Annotated in this window: 18 protein-coding genes and 1 other RNA gene; 9 read left to right on the top strand and 10 right to left on the bottom strand. The window is 58.8% G+C overall.

From position 1 onward, the window contains the following. Positions 1-72: 72 nt before the first annotated feature. From Q1K31_RS01390 to hflK, 4 genes are all read right to left on the bottom strand, one after another. Positions 73-1,551, bottom strand: a complete 1,479-nt coding sequence (locus Q1K31_RS01390; RefSeq protein WP_300375915.1) for a Do family serine endopeptidase — start codon at positions 1,549-1,551, stop codon at positions 73-75. A 76-nt stretch (positions 1,552-1,627) separates the two neighbouring features. Then, a complete protein-coding gene (locus Q1K31_RS01385) occupies positions 1,628-1,825 on the bottom strand; it encodes a DUF2065 domain-containing protein (protein WP_300375913.1) in 198 nt (65 codons plus the stop codon). 33 nt (positions 1,826-1,858) lie between these two features. Next, on the bottom strand, positions 1,859-2,755 hold the full coding sequence (hflC, locus tag Q1K31_RS01380) for a protease modulator HflC (protein ID WP_300375911.1): 897 nt from the start codon (positions 2,753-2,755) through the stop codon (positions 1,859-1,861). Between the two features lie 3 nt (positions 2,756-2,758). Next, positions 2,759-3,919: an FtsH protease activity modulator HflK gene (hflK, locus tag Q1K31_RS01375; RefSeq protein WP_300375909.1), complete on the bottom strand. Its 1,161-nt coding sequence runs from the start codon at positions 3,917-3,919 to the stop codon at positions 2,759-2,761. A gap of 90 nt (positions 3,920-4,009) precedes the next feature. On the opposite strand from hflK, the gene Q1K31_RS01370 reads away from it, so the two are divergent. Then, positions 4,010-5,179 carry an Mrp/NBP35 family ATP-binding protein gene (locus Q1K31_RS01370; protein ID WP_300375907.1) on the top strand — a complete coding sequence of 390 codons (1,170 nt, stop codon included), beginning with the start codon at positions 4,010-4,012 and terminating at the stop codon, positions 5,177-5,179. On the opposite strand, the gene Q1K31_RS01365 is transcribed toward Q1K31_RS01370, so the two are convergent. Both Q1K31_RS01365 and Q1K31_RS01360 read right to left on the bottom strand, forming a co-directional pair. Further along, on the bottom strand, positions 5,176-6,084 hold the full coding sequence (locus Q1K31_RS01365; RefSeq protein ID WP_300375905.1) for an SMP-30/gluconolactonase/LRE family protein: 909 nt from the start codon (positions 6,082-6,084) through the stop codon (positions 5,176-5,178). The genes Q1K31_RS01370 and Q1K31_RS01365 overlap by 4 nt on opposite strands. A 112-nt stretch (positions 6,085-6,196) precedes the next feature. Next, positions 6,197-6,721 carry a dihydrofolate reductase gene (locus tag Q1K31_RS01360; RefSeq protein ID WP_300375903.1) on the bottom strand — a complete coding sequence of 175 codons (525 nt, stop codon included), beginning with the start codon at positions 6,719-6,721 and terminating at the stop codon, positions 6,197-6,199. A 125-nt stretch (positions 6,722-6,846) separates the two neighbouring features. Here Q1K31_RS01360 and Q1K31_RS01355 point away from each other — a divergent pair, with 125 nt between their 5' ends. Continuing rightward, positions 6,847-7,551: a VUT family protein gene (locus Q1K31_RS01355; protein ID WP_300375901.1), complete on the top strand. Its 705-nt coding sequence runs from the start codon at positions 6,847-6,849 to the stop codon at positions 7,549-7,551. 75 nt (positions 7,552-7,626) lie between these two features. Next, complete coding sequence (locus Q1K31_RS01350; protein ID WP_300375899.1) at positions 7,627-8,412, top strand: SDR family oxidoreductase; 786 nt, start codon at positions 7,627-7,629, stop codon at positions 8,410-8,412. Between the two features lie 18 nt (positions 8,413-8,430). On the opposite strand, the gene Q1K31_RS01345 is transcribed toward Q1K31_RS01350, so the two are convergent. Next, the gene (locus tag Q1K31_RS01345; RefSeq protein WP_300377025.1) at positions 8,431-9,225 is read right to left on the bottom strand and encodes a thymidylate synthase; all 795 of its coding nucleotides are present in this window, start codon (positions 9,223-9,225) and stop codon (positions 8,431-8,433) included. Between the two features lie 188 nt (positions 9,226-9,413). On the opposite strand from Q1K31_RS01345, the gene Q1K31_RS01340 reads away from it, so the two are divergent. The 5 genes from Q1K31_RS01340 (at position 9,414) to Q1K31_RS01320 (ending at position 12,655) form a co-directional block, all read left to right on the top strand. Then, positions 9,414-10,868: a pilus assembly protein TadG-related protein gene (locus Q1K31_RS01340; RefSeq protein WP_300375896.1), complete on the top strand. Its 1,455-nt coding sequence runs from the start codon at positions 9,414-9,416 to the stop codon at positions 10,866-10,868. Between the two features lie 10 nt (positions 10,869-10,878). After that, positions 10,879-11,236, top strand: a transfer-messenger RNA (tmRNA) gene (gene ssrA, locus Q1K31_RS01335). An 83-nt stretch (positions 11,237-11,319) separates the two neighbouring features. Beyond that, a complete protein-coding gene (locus Q1K31_RS01330; protein ID WP_300375894.1) occupies positions 11,320-11,514 on the top strand; it encodes a hypothetical protein in 195 nt (64 codons plus the stop codon). 182 nt (positions 11,515-11,696) lie between these two features. Continuing rightward, positions 11,697-12,194 (top strand): SspB family protein, encoded by a 498-nt coding sequence (locus tag Q1K31_RS01325; RefSeq protein WP_300375892.1) that lies wholly within the window; start codon positions 11,697-11,699, stop codon positions 12,192-12,194. 2 nt (positions 12,195-12,196) lie between these two features. Beyond that, positions 12,197-12,655, top strand: coding sequence for a PaaI family thioesterase (locus Q1K31_RS01320; RefSeq protein ID WP_300375890.1), 459 nt, complete (start codon positions 12,197-12,199; stop codon positions 12,653-12,655). Between the two features lie 25 nt (positions 12,656-12,680). On the opposite strand, the gene Q1K31_RS01315 is transcribed toward Q1K31_RS01320, so the two are convergent. Genes Q1K31_RS01315 through hemH form a run of 3 tightly spaced genes read right to left on the bottom strand, consistent with a single transcriptional unit; the run spans position 12,681 to position 14,763 of the window. After that, positions 12,681-13,037 (bottom strand): RusA family crossover junction endodeoxyribonuclease, encoded by a 357-nt coding sequence (locus tag Q1K31_RS01315; RefSeq protein ID WP_300375888.1) that lies wholly within the window; start codon positions 13,035-13,037, stop codon positions 12,681-12,683. A gap of 2 nt (positions 13,038-13,039) precedes the next feature. Further along, positions 13,040-13,693, bottom strand: a complete 654-nt coding sequence (locus tag Q1K31_RS01310) for a 2-hydroxychromene-2-carboxylate isomerase (protein WP_300375886.1) — start codon at positions 13,691-13,693, stop codon at positions 13,040-13,042. Between the two features lie 17 nt (positions 13,694-13,710). Further along, positions 13,711-14,763, bottom strand: a complete 1,053-nt coding sequence (hemH, locus tag Q1K31_RS01305; protein WP_300375884.1) for a ferrochelatase — start codon at positions 14,761-14,763, stop codon at positions 13,711-13,713. Between the two features lie 204 nt (positions 14,764-14,967). On the opposite strand from hemH, the gene fumC reads away from it, so the two are divergent. Next, positions 14,968-16,377 (top strand): class II fumarate hydratase, encoded by a 1,410-nt coding sequence (gene fumC, locus Q1K31_RS01300; protein WP_300375882.1) that lies wholly within the window; start codon positions 14,968-14,970, stop codon positions 16,375-16,377. Positions 16,378-16,438 lie beyond the last annotated feature (61 nt).

Here is a 16,438-nt window from a genome sequence, read left to right as displayed (position 1 = left end):
GACTCAAGCGAATCAGAATCTGATTTGCAGAATCCGTAAAGAGTCCCTTAACGCGACAAGGGAAGAAAATTTCTAACGCTCTGGTTTTATTGTAAAAAACATGACCTGCCCGCCCCTGGAAATACGCACGAGCAGACCCTTGCCTCCCGGAGCGTTCTCTGGGCGCAGTGCCTCATGGGCAGCTTCGAGGCCCGATATCTTCTCAAAGCCCATCTCGGTTATGACATCGCCCTTACGCAGCTTGCCATAACTCGGGCCATTCGCGGCAACAGAGTTTACAAGCACTCCACCGACATCACGGGAGATGCCATAACGCCGGCGCGCATCATCATCAATCGTAACCAGTTCCGCCCCAATCGGATTTTGCGCCAAGGCATTTTCCGGCAATGGCTCTCGCGTCTCTTCCGGCGTACTGGATTCCAGCTCACCGACTGTGAAGCTGACCGTTCGACGTTTGCGATCGCGTACGATATCGACCTTCACGGTCTCACCAATTTCGGCTTCGGCAACGATGCGTGACAGGCCACGTACATTCTCGACCACACGCCCGTCGAAACTGAGTACGAGATCGCCAACCTCGAAATCAGACTTCGCTGCCGGGCCATCTTCCTGGATAGATGTGATGATGACGCCGTCAGGTTCGTTGACGCCATAAGCGTCCGCAATGTCCTGGTCGATGCCCTGGACATTCACCCCGAACCAGCCACGGCGCGGATGGCCAAATTCCAGAATTTGTCCGGCGACCTGGTCCACCAGGTTGGCCGGAATGGAAAAGCCAAGCCCGACCGAGCCCCCCGTCGGAGAGATAATCGCAGTATTCACGCCTATGACTTCGCCGTTCAGATTGAACAGCGGGCCACCGGAATTGCCCCGGTTGATCGCTGCATCCGTCTGGATGAAGTCGTCATAGCGCCCGGACTGGATGTCCCTGTTTCGCGCGGAAATGATGCCCGCCGAGACTGAGCCCCCAAAGCCAAACGGATTGCCGATCGCCATGACCCAGTCGCCGACTTCGGCGCCATCACTGTCTGCAAACTCGACATATGGCAGCGGGTCGTCGCTTGTGACCCTGAGGACTGCGACATCTGTTTCAGGGTCCGTGCCGACAAGCTCGGCCTTGAGGGTACGTCCGGAATTGAAGACAACATTGATCTCATCGGCGTTCTCGATGACGTGATTGTTGGTCACAACCGTACCATCCGCCGAGATCAGGAAGCCCGACCCCAGCGACCCCTCGCGCTGGAAGCCGTCCGGATCACGGCCAAAGAATTCGTTGAAGCGCTCAAGCGGGGAGCCGTCCGGGAACTCCGGCATGCCCTCGGGCGCGACGGTCTGGCTTGTCGTGATGTTGACGACAGCAGGCATCAGTCGCCTGGCAAGTTTCGAGAAGGACTCAGGCGCCTGCTTCTGGTCGATCGCCGATGTCGTATCGGACAGCGACCCCTCTGCCTGATTGCTATCAGACTGCGATGCCCGCTGGGCCTCGGCCAGCGGTGCAAATAGCAGCAGGCCGGCCACACCGGCCATGAGGGGGGCTCTGAAGCGTATCATTGTCGCTCTCCGCTTGAAGAAGACCTACATCTGTCTCGCACACAAGTATGGCGCTTCGCAGGCATACCGCAACGCGTCAGAAAAAGCGCGCCGCAATGTAAAAGATAACCAGACCCAGAATGGCAGACCAGATACCGCCGCTGCGGACGCTTTCTGTCGGCAGGCGCGCCAGCCAGTCTCCCATGCGCCGCATAGCATCCGGCGCGGCGGCATAAAGGATACCTTCGAGCGCGAACCACAGGCCAATGGCGGCGAGGATGGTCTGCCAGGTCATGGACGCGAACCTCCCTGCCGCCTGCCTGCTTGCCTATTGCGGTGTCCCGTTCTGACGGGCCTGCTGAATGAAGTCGTTGCACAGCCCCATCCTGTCTGGGCCGACAACAACTCGCGTGCCTTCGGTGAAGGCTTCCTCGCAGGCGATGAGGGCGCGCTGGAACCGGAAGAACTCGCGGTCGCCGTCATAGGCCTCCGCATAGATCTCGTTCCGGCGGGCATCGCCTTCACCACGAATCTGCTCCGACTGTTGCCGCGCTTCAGCCAGGATCACGGTACGTTCCCGCTCCGCCCGCGCACGGACACCGCGGGCACGCTCATCCCCCTCGGCCCGTATCTGCTCGGCTTCCTGGTTCCGGGTGGCCTCCATACGGGAGAACACACGTTCGGAAACATCGTCCGGCAGGTCAGCCCGGCGAATACGCACATCGATGATCTCGATGCCGCGACCGGCAATATTGTTTGCGAGATTATCGCGGATCTCGTTCATGAGCTCCGAGCGCTGACCGGAAATGATGTCCTCCGGCAGGCGTGAAGCCAGGGCATTACGGATTGCGGCATCCGTGAAGTTTTCAAGCTGGTCGCGGGCGACACGCTCCGTCTGGAGGCGCTGATAGAAGGCCAGCGGATCAGAAATCTGCCAGCGTACGAAAGCGTCGACGATCAACTGCTCCTGGTTCGATGCATAGGCTTCGATATCGCGGACATCGAGACCAAGATTGCGCCGGTCGTACATCACGACATTCTGGACAAGCGGCAGCTTGAATTTCAGGCCGGCCTCATCCGAGCCCGGCTCGTTATAGGAATCGACAACCGCCCCGACCTGGAGCAGCAGCGCTTGCTTGCGCTGGTCGACGATGAAGAATGAGTTGAAGGCCACGATCAGGGCGAGCACGATCGCGACGAGGCCAAGTATTCCAAACGGTCTCATGATCTAGTTCCCCTGATTGTTTCTGCGGTTGACGCTATCGAGCGGCAGGTAGGGCACGGCCCCGGACTCATTGTCGAGAATGAGTTTGTCGCTGCGATTGAGAATGCGTTCCATGGATTCAAGATACATCCGTTCCCGCGTGACTTGTGGTGCCTGCTGGTACTCAGCGAGGATCTGCGTGAAACGTGAGGCCTGACCGGTCGCATCGGCAATCACCTGCTCGCGATAGGCTTCGGCATCCTGAATGATCTGCTCAGCCGCACCGCGTGCGCGTGGAATGATGTCATTGGCGTAGCGGTTGGCTTCCTGGACTGCGCGCTCGGCATCCTGGCCGGCCACGACCACATCAATGAAGGCATCACGCACAGGCGCGGGGGCCTGGGCTTCCTGGATCTCGACGTTGAGGATCTGGACCCCTGCCTTGTAATCGGTCAGCAGGGCGCTGAGCTGGGTGCGAACCTCGTTCTGGAGCTCACCACGGCCCGTCGTGATGATGTCATCGAGATTGGACTTGCCGACCACTTCACGCATCACCGACTCAGCCGATGCTTTCACCAGCTCTTCACCGCCCTCGATATTAAGGATGAAGTTCTCCGGGTCTTCTTCATCATAGTACCAGAAGACACGGAACTGGACGTCGACGATATTTTCGTCACCGGTCAGCATCAGGCGCTCGTCATTGTCAGCGCCGATCTGTGTGACCTGCTGTTTCTCCGAGGGCATGATCTCATGCTTCTCGATCGGTGTCGGCAGGTGGACATGCAGCCCCGGTTCGAAATTTTTCTGCCACTTGCCAAAACGGAAGACTGCGGCGCGTTCGCCTTCATCGACCACGACAACGCCTGTGGCGAGCCATGCGATCAGCGCGGCCAGGCCAAGTACGGCGAAACCGAACGGGCCAAAGCCGGAGCCCCCGCCACGGCCATTTCCACCGCCGGAGCCATTGTTTCCGCGGCCACGACGGAACCGTTCCTGCATACGGCGCATTTGCTCTTCAAGGTCAGGGCGGTCACGTCCACCGCCACCTGATCCGCCGGAGCCTCCTGAACCGCCCGAGCCGCCGGGACGGGACCACGGAGAGTCCTTGCCCTTGCCGCCTGAGCCCCACGGGCTGCCATTGCCCTTGGACGATCCTTCGCCGTCCTTGTTTTCATTCCAGGGCATTGCCCCTCCTTCATGACTGTCCGTCTATGGCCATATAGACATTGCGCAGATATGTGCACCCCAAGACGCTCGCATCAAGGAGTCACCCGCATGTTTCGTGGCAAATCGCGGCAAACTGACAAAGTCGAAACCGCCATCCGGCGCGCACTGGGCGCACCTGAATGGCTACAGGGCATCCGCGTCAAGGATGATGGAAGCGTGACTCTCATCATCGAAGCAGACCCTGAAGACATGGAAGCCTCGGAGACACGCCGTGTCGAAGCCGAGGCGCGTGCCATGAATGTGAAGGGGGTTGGCGATGTACGGGCCATGTTGACCGCCGAACGCGCGCAGGGCGCACATAGTACACATGAAGAGGCCCCGCCCCGGGCAGGCACCCAGCGTGTGCACAAAGGGGCCCGCCTGTCCGAAGAAGCCGTATCGCAAGGCGAGCCCGGTGCACCGACCACCGAAAAAATACCCGGCATTTCCCGCATACTTGTTGTCGCGAGTGCCAAAGGCGGGGTCGGCAAGTCGACCGTTGCGGTCAATCTGGCAGCCGCTTTTGCCAAGCTCGGCCTCAAGACAGGCCTGCTGGACGCAGACATCTATGGCCCGAGTGCGCCGACCATGTTGGGCACAAGTGATGCCCAACCCGCCACGAACGCTGAAGGCAAGCTCGTGCCGGTCGAGGCGCACGGCATTCATTCGCTGTCCATCGGCTATCTCTCCGATCCCGATGCCCCCATGATCTGGCGCGGGCCGATCGTCATGTCGGCAATCACGCAGATGCTGAACGATGCTGCCTGGGGCACACCGGAAGACCCACTGGACCTGCTCATCATCGACACCCCGCCCGGCACTGGCGACGCGCAGCTCACCATTGCCCAGCGTGTGCCGGTCACCGCAGCCGTACTCGTCACCACGCCTCAGGAAGTTGCGCTTTCGGATGTGCGGCGCGGCGCAGCCATGTTTGCCAAGACAGCCGTTCCGGTGCTCGGCGTTATCGAGACGATGAGCTGGTTCGAGGACCCGGCCGGCAACCGCCACTACCTGATGGGCGAAGGCGGCGGACGCAGGACAGCAGACGCACTCGGCCTGCCCCTGCTAGGCCAGCTGCCGATCCTGAACGAAATCCGTGAAGGTGGCGATACCGGCAAACCCGCCGCGGCGGGAGAGACCGAATCCGCGAAACTCTTCCATGAGCTTTCGCGTAACGTCGCCCTCAACCTGGACAGCCTGCAGACCAAGCCTGCGCCGGAGATCGTGTTCGAGGACTAGGCGTTGAAGTTCAGCTTCAGGCCCGGCTCCGGCCAGCGGCACTTGATGAGCTTGCCGGTGCCCGACAGCGTCACATAGGCGTCCATCATGTCCTCGCCGCCAAAGGCGATATTGGTAACGAAAGGGTCGGGGAAGCCGATGTGGCTGTGGTTGCCATCGGGCTTTACCGTGGTGATGCCACCCTGAAGGATGGTCGCGGTGCAGACATTCCCGGCCGCCGTGATGGCAAGACTGTCGAAATAGCGCAGGTCTGGCATCCCGGCGACGACGCGGCCCGTCGAGAATGGCCCTGCCTGTTTCGGCTTGCCAGGGCTTTCAAGGTCATAGGCCCAGACACGCGCGGTCATCGTATCAGCGAAATAGACGACATCCTCGTCAGGCGAGAGACCAATGCCATTCGGCGAGATATGATTGTAGTCGAACTCCTGCACGGTGTCGGAGCCGGCTGGCATGAAGTAAAGCCCGCCCGTGTCGCGGTGGCGGGAATAGGATTTGCCGAGATCGGTGAAATAGAGATTGCCCGCCTTGTCGAAGACGAGATCGTTCGGCCCCTTCAGCGGATTCCCGTTACACTTGTCAGCAACGACCTCGACTTTCCCGGTGGAAAGATCGACCCGTTCGATCCGGCCGCCGGAATAATCTGACGGGCAGTGGCCGGGAATGAGCAGGCCGTCGCGCTCATGGTAGATGAAGCCGCCATTATTGCAGACCCAGAGCGCCCCGTCCGGCCCGATAGCGAGCCCGTTCGGGCCGCCTCCCGGTGTCGCGATCACTTCAGTCTTGCCGTCCCCCCAGCACCGCGTGATCTTCTTGCTCTCGATCTCCACGACAATGACCGAACCGTCCGACATAACGACCGGGCCCTCCGGGAACCGTAATCCTTCAGCGACGGTCTCAAAATCCATGGCGGTGCCCTCCCCTGGCACTGTCTGCTTTTATGAAAGGGGAGCTTGTCGCGCTGGAGAACGCCTTTCAAGCCGCGCCGTCGCGGAAGGTCAGCCGGACTCTTAGGGTATCTCAGGCATCTATCCGCTCAAGCACTCTCAGTGTAAACGCATGATCGTTGCGCTCATTCTGCGCAAACGGTTTGGTTGCGACTTCGCGGAACGCGGATTCATCGAAATCCGGAAAAGAGACATCGCCGTCCACCTCGGCATCGACCTCGCTGATATAGAGAACATCCGCGATGGGCAGGACACGGGTATAAAGCGACTGCCCGCCGATCACGAACACTTCATCCTCACCATCCCTGACCGCAATCGCCTTGGCGGCCTGTATCGCGGCATTCAGGTTCGAATAGACGCGCGCGCCTTCTGCGGCATAGGCCCAATCGCGTGTGATCACGATGTTCTGACGCTTGGGCAGGGGATGTATGGGCAGGCTCTCCCAGGTATTGCGGCCCATGATGATCGGTTTGCCCACGGTCGTCTGCTTGAACAGTTTCAGGTCATCCCCGAGTTTCCACGGAAGCCCGCCATCCTTGCCTATGATACCGTTTCTCGACCGCGCAACGATCACAGACAACCTGACCGGTTCTTCCATCGGAGTCCCTCTTGCATTCACACCGCATTCTGCGACGTTGATATATAACTACTCCGGACAAAGACTAGGATTGACGTATAGGCCGGATCAATAGCCTCGGTCACAGCCAATAGAAGATTCAACTCATGATGGACCTATTGAATGGCCTGATCGACGCAATAACTAACAATCAGCCGCAAAATAAATGGCCTGTAATTGCCGGCCTGTCGGTGACCCTCGGACTTATATACTACTTTCGCGGCCGGTTCTGGGCCTTCCTTTACTTTGCCACGATCCCATTCCTGAACTGGTCATTCGGTATTGTTGACAGTTTCACACTGCTGTCACCTTCAGAAAATTTCAGCCGCGGCGTCGAGATACATCCGCTGACTGTGGTCACCGGGCTGGTTTTCGTCTTTCGTGACTTCGTCCAGCGCCGCATGGGCCATCGTGTCCTGATCGTCATGGCGCTGGCGATTGCCTGGTCGTTTTACTATGCATGGCCTGTCATCGCGCTCGCCTCCGGGCTGGCTTTCGCGGTCTCGGAAATCACGGACTGGTTGATCTTCACCTTCACGAAATACCGCCTGTCGACACGAATCATCCTGTCGAGCGCCATCGCGGCACCGGTCGATACAACAATCTTCCTCTACGGCGCGGACCTCGCCCGCCAGATCAAGCTCGGCGACGAACCGGGCAACATGTTGCACCTGGCCAACTGGATTGTCTTCATCACCGGCAAGATGATCGGTGCCGTAATCGTCTCCTGGCTGATCCGCCAGCGGGAAAAGGCCGGTAAGGTCGATCCATACGAGGATGATGGCGCCAGCCCGAAAACCACTTTCGGCTAACCCGACGGCAGAGCTTCCTCACCCGCAGTTGCCCGCGTAATCATGCAGACGAGAGCAGATAAGGGAGGACACATCATGAAACTCGGCTCAGACACCCCTGCAATCGTTACAGGTGGCGCATCCGGCCTCGGGCGGGCAACGGCTGAAGCCCTGGCCGCAGCTGGCGTGAAGGTCGCGATCTTCGACATCCAGGAGGAAAAAGGTGAAGAGGTCGCCAAGGCCACGGGCGGGGTATTCTGCAAGGTCAACATTCTCGACGAGGAGTCCTGCGAGGCCGGCTTTGCAAAGGCCCGTGAAGCACATGGCCAGGAACGCATCACCGTGCACTGCGCCGTGACAGGCGGACGCGGCAAGACACTCTCGTTCGACAAGGAAACCATGAAATACAAGCGCACACCGACGGAAGAATATGACCGTGGCGCGCAAGGCATTCTTGTGGCCTCCTATCGCATCGCCTCAATGTCGGCGCTTGGCATGGCGAACTCAGAACCGTTGAACGATGATGGCGAGCGTGGATCCATCACACTGACGGCCTCGGTCGCTGCGCAGGACGCCCAGATCGGCCAGGTGATCTACGGCTCCTGCAAGGCTGGCGTGAACGGGCTTGTCCTGCCCATGGCGCGAGATCTGATGAATATTGGTATCCGGGTAAACTCGATCATGCCCGGCATCTTCACGACGCCACTGATGCTCGGCGCACCGGAGAAGGTTCTCGACAGCCTCGCCGCCTCCGTGCCGTTCCCGAAACGCCTCGGCAAACCGGAGGAATTCGGCTCGCTTGCGCTGGAGATCGCCCGCAACGGCTATCTTAACGGTCACAATTTCCGGCTGGATGGCTCTATCCGGATGGCTCCGCGCTAGGCAGGGCAGACGGCTCTATCAAACGGCGACCGGAGCCTTGATGTGCTTGTGGGCCTCATAGCCCACAAGCTGGAAGTCCTCATATTCCCAGCCGAACAGGTCGGTCTTGTCAGGATCAAGGATCATCTTCGGCGGGGTGAGTGGTGCGCGCGTGAGTTGCAGCTTCGCCTGTTCGAGATGATTTGAATAGAGATGCGCATCGCCAAGCGTGTGGACGAACTCGCCAGGCTCTAGCCCGGTGGCACGCGCCATCATCATCGTCAGCAGGGCGTAGGAAGCAATATTGAACGGCACGCCGAGAAAGATATCGGCAGAGCGCTGGTAGAGCTGGCAGTTCAGCTTGCCGTCTGCAACATGAAACTGGAACAGGCAGTGACACGGCGGCAGCGCCATATCGTTCACGTCCGCCGGGTTCCAGGCCGAGACCACCAGCCGGCGTGAGTTCGGATTGGTCCGGATTTCATTCAGGACCCATTCGATCTGGTCGATCGTGCGTCCGTCAGGTCCCGTCCAGGAGCGCCATTGTTTACCATAAACCGGGCCGAGATCACCATTCTCATCGGCCCACTCATCCCAGATGGAAACGCCGTTTTCCTTCAAGTAGGCAATGTTTGTATCGCCCCTGAGAAACCAGAGCAGCTCAATGATGATTGATCGCAGGTGCAGCTTCTTGGTTGTGAGCAAGGGAAAGCTATCGCCGAGGTCAAACCGCATCTGACGCCCGAAGACGCCTATGGTGCCGGTGCCGGTGCGGTCACCGCGCTCCACACCATTGTCGAGCACGTCCTGTAGAAGATCGAGATACTGACGCATTGCGGTAACGACTTTCACCGAGTCTGCACGCCCTGTCCACTGTCTTGCACGTCAGGAAACAGGTGGTCGATCCTTAACAAACCCTCAACCACAAGCCGCAAGTTAAACGACACATCCAAATCGGACTTCAACTCAGTTGTTTTAGGAAAGACACTGAGAAAGAGCGATTTATCTGGAGCGCTGGGCAAATGAAACTATTCGGAAACGACAGGAAGTTCCGTTCGAACAATGGCGGTAATGTTGCTGTTATCTTCGCGCTTACGCTTTTGCCGCTCCTTCTGGTTGCCGGTTTTGCCATTGATGCCCAGCTCGCCTTTTCCAAGAAGGGCAAGATCCAGCGGTCGGTAGACTCAGCCATGCTCGCCGGTGCGCGGATGATGCAGAATGTCAGCGACAAGGATGAGGTCAAGGAACACGCGCAAACCTATTTCGACGCCATCATGGAGAGTGAAGGCAACAGGCTTACGTGCGATGCCCTCGGGATCAAGTTTCCGGGGCCGGAAGAAATCGAAGGCACTGTGACCTGTTACCAGCCAACATCGCTGATGCGTCTGGCCGGGCGTGAATATGTCGAACTCACCGTCACGGGCACGGCAACCTATGGCACGGGCCGTCTGGACGTGTCGTTCGTCTTTGACGTTTCAGGTTCCATGAACAGCTATGGCCGTATTTTCGAGCTCAAGACCGCTGCCAAGGATGCGGTGGAAACACTGCTGCCTGAGCCAGGCTCCGCCAGTGATGGTGATGTACGCATCGCCATGGTCGCCTACAACAGCATGATCGATGCCGGGAATTACTTTGAGGATGTTACAGGCCTCAAAAAACGGCGCACCTATGAGGTCGATTACGAGAAGGAAGAGTGTAGCTACACCTGCGAACGGTACCACCCACGGTGGGGCTATTGCATGAGGTATGACCGCAGCTGTCGCGACAAGCGCGTGCAGGACACATATACGATGGACTCAACATGCATTTACGAGCGTGGCGGCAACTATGCCTTTGAGGACATACAGCCCAAGCAGGTCAACCAGTGGCAACTCGTCGATGAGCTCGAGTCCGGTGAGTACAATGCCCAGTCCGATAACAAGAACAGCGAAGGCTACATGGCGGCAAGCTATGCGGAATGGAGCGACTATTACGAGAGATGGTATACACGCGGTGAGGATGAGTGCCTGAACATTCCCCCTTTCGCCCTGAGCCATAACAAGACGCAAATCAATCACTTCATCAACAGCCTCTACGCGAATGGCGGCACTGCTGGGCATCAGGGCATCGCCTGGGGCTGGTACATGATCAATGACCGCTGGAGCGACGTCTTCGATGGCGCGTCGACACCGCTCGACAAGGAAGAGCCCGATGTCGTCAAGGCGATGATCGTCATGACGGACGGCGAGTTCAACCAGCAACTCTTCAACAGCCAGGGCAGCTCGACTGAACAGGCGAAGGATCTATGCGACACGATCAAGAATGATGATGTCATCATCTACACGGTCGCATTCCAGGCCCCGGATGCGGGCAAGGATGTGCTGGAATACTGCGCGTCGGGACAGGAGTTCTACTTTTCCGCTGATAACGGACAGGAGCTTGTCGAAAGCTATCGCGCAATCGCAACCTCGATTTCCGACCTGCGCATCTCACGCTGATCGCAACTGCCCCCTTTCAGGCAGCAGGGTTTCCACCTATATTACAATTGTCCTTTCGGGGACTATGGCGATAAACGCACGTGTAATAAGCGGTTCGGACCCGGGGGCGGTACCCGGCGGCTCCACCAATTTTCCCGTTCATTGGACGGATTATGGGGCCGAAACAGGATCGACGGACGTGTAAAGACGATGCTTTCGCCCGGCCGAGCTCCGTTAGAAGCTCATTTCAACATAGTTGCCAATGACAACTTTGCTGAAGGTGAACTGATGGCCGCGTAAGCGGTCGGTAGGTAAACCGAACTTTTAACTCCTGGGGCATCAGCGCCTCAGGCGGGGCCCGGAGGCGCCTGGCAACAGAAGCCTCCACCTTTTCCCTACAGATTCGCAGATGGCCTTGCCGGAACACCCCGGCCCGGCTGGCGTTTATCCTGACGATAACAGGAGTATGAAAATGTCTTCATTTGCACTTTACACGTTTGGTTTCGTGATCCTGATTGCCGGGCTTGCCTTCGGTGCCTATCAACTGGGCGTCCCAGGGGTCTGGATCGGAATTGGGGCCATTATCCTGGCCGGCATTGGCATCATAACGGGTGTCTCCAATACCCGCCGCAAGGACGATACTGAAGCTTCCCACGAGCACAGCTAGTCCGCGGCCCACATTCCAGGTCATTGCAGTTCAGATATATTCAGGCTTTGCAGAGCGTGTCCGCCCCTGACTATAAACGCGGACGCGCGAACGTGGTATTCTTATATCGCTTCCTGAACGAAGCATGTTGAAGCACGCTCAAAACGCCGTAGAAAGAGATCACTGCTGAAGGGATTGGCTGGATGACTGACGATATCGGATATGAAGCCCTCACACAGGCTGCAATGCGTGGCGTTGTGCGTGAAGCCCTTCGCGAAACGGCCCGCAACGAGATGGCGCCGGGCGAGCATCATTTCTATATCACGTTCCGGACCAAGGCCCCCGGCGTAAAAATGGCCGAGCATCTGGTCGAGCGGTTCCCGGATGAAATGACGATTGTGGTCCAGCACCAGTTCTGGGACCTGGAAGTGTTTGACGGGCATTTCGAGGTGATCCTGAAATTCAACGGTGTGCCCCAGCACCTGTCCATCCCGTTCGCAGCGATGACGCGCTTCGTCGACCCATCCGTGAATTTCGGCCTGTCATTCGAACGTGGAGAAGCCGGGACCGGTCAGGATGTCGTCGCACCCGCGACAGAGCTGTCGGCAGACGAAGAAGCAAAACCTGAAGAAGCAAAGCGTGCCTCGGGCGATGACAGCGCGGGCACCGTCGTGAACCTCGACACCTTCCGCCGGAAATAGCCTTGGCCGATAGCAACACCGAAAAGCCGCGCGTAAGCGATGCCGACATGCTGGCGCGTTTTCGCAATTCGAAGAAGCGTCCGGCCTGTTCCGACACGCTGGGCATGCAGCTGGCAGAAGTGCATCAGGATGAGATGCGCATCGTCGTGGATTTCCATGCCGACGAAAGCTTTGCCAATCCGACCGGCGCGATACAGGGCGGATTCGTCACCGCCATGCTGGACGAAGCGATCTCGACCAACATCATCATTGCTTCCAACGTGACCATGACCGCGCCAACGCTGGAGATGAAGACCTCCTACCTCGCGCCGCTCTTTGTCGGCCCGGCCAAGGTCGAGGCGAAAATCCTCAAGTTTGGCAAGACAGTGTGTTTTTCCGAAGCGCGATGCCTCGCCCCGGATGGCAAGGTCGTCGCCACGGCGACAGCCACGGCAGCGCCGAAACCTTTCAGACGGTTCTAGCCCAGCGCCTGTCGGGCCGACGGTATCAGTCCATCGCCTCAACACGCATATAGATGCCCTCGCGGTCTCCCACACGCCGCTCGACCAGCAGGCGCGCGACCTGATGGTCATCAGCGAAGGCATTTCCGGACACACTATCCAGCAGGGCCTTGGCAAGATTGTCGAGATCCATCCACGGCGGATCGCCGGTATATTCCATGACGATATGAACCGCATAGTCGCCATGGCCGGGCCGTAGGCGCGTAAAATCCTTGCGGAAGAACTCCTTCAGGAGCGGTTTATAGTATTTCGCCTGTGTGGTGAGGCCGAAACAACGGACCTCAAGGGCGCCCTCATCGGTGATCCGCGCCCGAACCTTGCCGGATTTGATCCAGCCATCCACGCTCAGACACCGCCAGTCTTTGTCACGCCGGACTTACCGAGCCGCCATTCGAGTATGTCCAGCCTGTCCTGCCCGAAGAAGGGCTCATCATTGAACACCATTAACGGCACGCCCCAGTGGCCAGCAGCCTTCTGGTCAGCTTCGTTTCGCTCGATCTCTGCTTCCAGTTCGTCCTTGCGCGTCTCTGCCTCTCTTTCCATCGCAGCAAGGTCGAAACCGGCCCTGTCTGCGGCCTGCGCAAGGGCATCTCCCTTGTCCCATTCGGTCTCCCCGGCCCAGATCAGGCGCGAAATCTCATCGAAGAAGGCCAGCGCATCCGGGGACTGGCTGGCAATGACACCCAGGCGCGTCAGGCGATGGATGTGGGGCTGATCTGCCGGCACCTCCCCTGTCGACATATCCATGACGACCGGGTCCGGCTTCGGACGCCCGATAGGGATGCCGTGATATTCTGCCAGCCGGAAACAGTCGCGCATCAAGTAGGGCGGCCACATCGGGTTCACCGTCTTGAAAAAACCGGGAATACGCACCGCAATCGGATAGACTGGCCTGATGATGAAAGGGATATCCCAGCGTCGCTCCATCTCGCGCAGGCGCGACGTCGCCAGGTAAGAATACGGGCTACGGAATGACCAGTAGATTTCAACCTTGTCCATGATGTCTCCGGTTTTGCCTAGCTAAGCCATCCGGCCAGCTCACGCCGGGCCAGTGTCTCCAGAAGATCAATCGCACGTTCGCTGTCATTCAGACAGGGCACCACAGAAAAGTGTGTACCGCCAGCCTCAAGGAATGTGTCCCGGCCTTCCATGGCAATCTCCTCAAGCGTTTCGAGACAGTCCGAGATGAATGCAGGCGAAACGACGGCAATTTTCTTCACGCCCTCCCCCGGAAGCGCTTCCAGCGTCTTGTCCGTATAGGGCTGTAGCCACTCGGTCGGGCCGAAGCGGCTCTGGAATGTCGTCATGGCAAAGCCAGTGTCCCAGCCGAGGTTTTCAGCCACCAGTCGCGTCGTCTTGTGACAGTGGCAGTGATACGGATCACCCTTGTCGAGATAGGCTTTCGGGATGCCATGATAACTCATCAGGACCCGTTCCGGCTCAAAATCCAGCCCGGCAACATGGTCCTGAATGGAGCCAGCCAGCGCCTCGATATAGGCTGGGTGATCGAAAAACGGCGCCGCCGTGCGTATCGCCGGTTGCCAGCGCATATCGCCGAGCGCCCGGAAGCTGCGGTCATAGACGCTCGCGCTCGTTGTCGCGGAATACTGCGGATAGAGCGCGATCACCGCGATCCGTTCGCAGCCCTCATCGTGTAGCCGCTCCAGCTTGGAGGCGATGGACGGATTGCCATAGGTCATGGCAAAGTCGACGAGCAGGTTCTCGCTGCCGATCCTTGCAGCCAGCCGATCAGCTTGGCGGCGGGTATAGACCAGAAGTGGCGAGCCCTCCTCCATCCAGATCTTTTTATAGGCCTCGCCGGACTTTGACGGCCGAAACGTTAGGATCGGCCCCTGGAGTATCGGCTGCCAAAGCAGCGGGTTGAGCTCGATGACGCGGCGGTCTGACAGGAATTCAGACAGATAACGCCGCATCGACCAGTAATCTGTGCCATCAGGCGTTCCGAGATTGACAAGCAACACGCCAGTCTTGCCCTGCACGATGGGCGGATGCCCCTCAGGCGCGTGTGCGGGTGTCTTGCCCCTGTGAGCGATCTGTCCATCAGCCATGACGAGTCTTTCTTCTGCTCAAACTGTCTCCTGCACTAGATAGCGCTAACCCGCGGGAGACAAGGCAGTCAGGCTGTCGCAATGCACCTGTCCCAGCCGGGCCCTTACATCTGCCCCTGACAACCGGGCGCATTTGCGCCGGCACACCTGCGTGTTAAAGCGCACGGGACAAAAGATATCTGCCGAACATGAAGGAGCCTCACCATGGGCATTTTTGGCGAAAAACAGCCGAAATCGCGTAAAGAAACAGACACGATGGGCCCGGTCGAGGTTGCCGGAGACAAGTACTGGGGCGCGCAGGCCCAGCGCTCCCTCGGTAACTTCAAGATCGGCTGGGAAAAACAGCCCGCCCCGGTCGTCCGCGCGCTTGGAATCGTAAAGAAAGCTGCCGCCGAGACGAACATGGCGCTCGGCAAGCTCGACGAAAAACTCGGCAAAGCCATAACGCAGGCCGCAGACGAAGTGATCGAAGGCAAGCTGGATGCGCACTTCCCGCTGGTCGTCTGGCAGACCGGGTCTGGCACCCAGTCCAATATGAACGCCAATGAAGTGATTTCGAACCGCGCCATCGAGATACTCGGCGGGGAGATGGGGTCCAAGTCGCCGGTTCATCCGAACGATCACTGCAATATGAGCCAGAGCTCCAACGACACCTTCCCGACCGCGATGCACATCGCCTGTGCGGAGGAAGTGACCCACCGTCTGCTCCCGGCGCTGCAACAGCTTCAGAACGCGATCAATGACAAGGCGCAAAGCTGGGCCGACATCATCAAGATCGGCCGCACGCACACACAGGACGCCACACCGGTCACGCTCGGCCAGGAGTTCTCCGGCTATGCCCAGCAGCTTGCCAACGGCATCGAACGTATCGAGATGACCCTGCCGAAGCTGATGGAGCTTGCCCAGGGGGGCACGGCGGTTGGCACCGGGCTCGCCTCCCCGGAAGGCTTCGACGAGATGGTTGCCGACAAGATCGCCCAGATCACGGGCCTCAAATTCCAGACCGCGCCGAACAAGTTTGAGGCACTGGCCGCCCATGATGCGATGGTCATGACGCATGGCGCGATCAACACGGTCGCCATGTCCTGCTTCAAGATCGCCAATGACATTCGCTTCCTTGGTTCCGGCCCGCGTTCCGGTCTCGGTGAGCTGGCCCTGCCGGAGAACGAGCCCGGCAGCTCGATCATGCCGGGTAAGGTCAACCCGACCCAGTGCGAGGCGTTGACCCAGGTCTGCGCACACATCCACGGCAACAATGCCGCCATTGGGTTTGCCGGCAGCCAGGGCCATTTCGAACTTAATGTCTTCAACCCGATGATGGCGTACAACTTCCTCCAGTCGGTGCGCCTGCTCGCCGATGCCGCGGTTTCCTTCACAGAGAACTGCGTTGTCGGCATCGAACCGCGCCTCGAGAACATCCAGCGCGGGCTGGAAAACTCACTGATGCTGGTCACGCCGCTTAAGGAAAAATACGGCTATGACCGCGCAGCCAAGATCGCCAAGACCGCTCACCAGAACGGCACGACCCTGCGCGAGGAAGCCATCAAGGATGGCATCCCCGAAGAGGACTTCGACGCGATCGTCCGGCCGGAGAAGATGATTTCGCCGGGGTGAACCAAACACTTATTTTGCTGAGTTCCGAAGCCACAGCCCTTGCCAGACGCGACGTCATCCT

The sequence above is a fragment of the Henriciella sp. genome (assembly GCF_029936995.1).
Classification (GTDB): Bacteria; Pseudomonadota; Alphaproteobacteria; order Caulobacterales; family Hyphomonadaceae; genus Henriciella.
The sequence above is the reverse complement of the archived record's forward strand: the minus strand, read 5'-3'. Positions and strand labels throughout refer to the sequence as shown.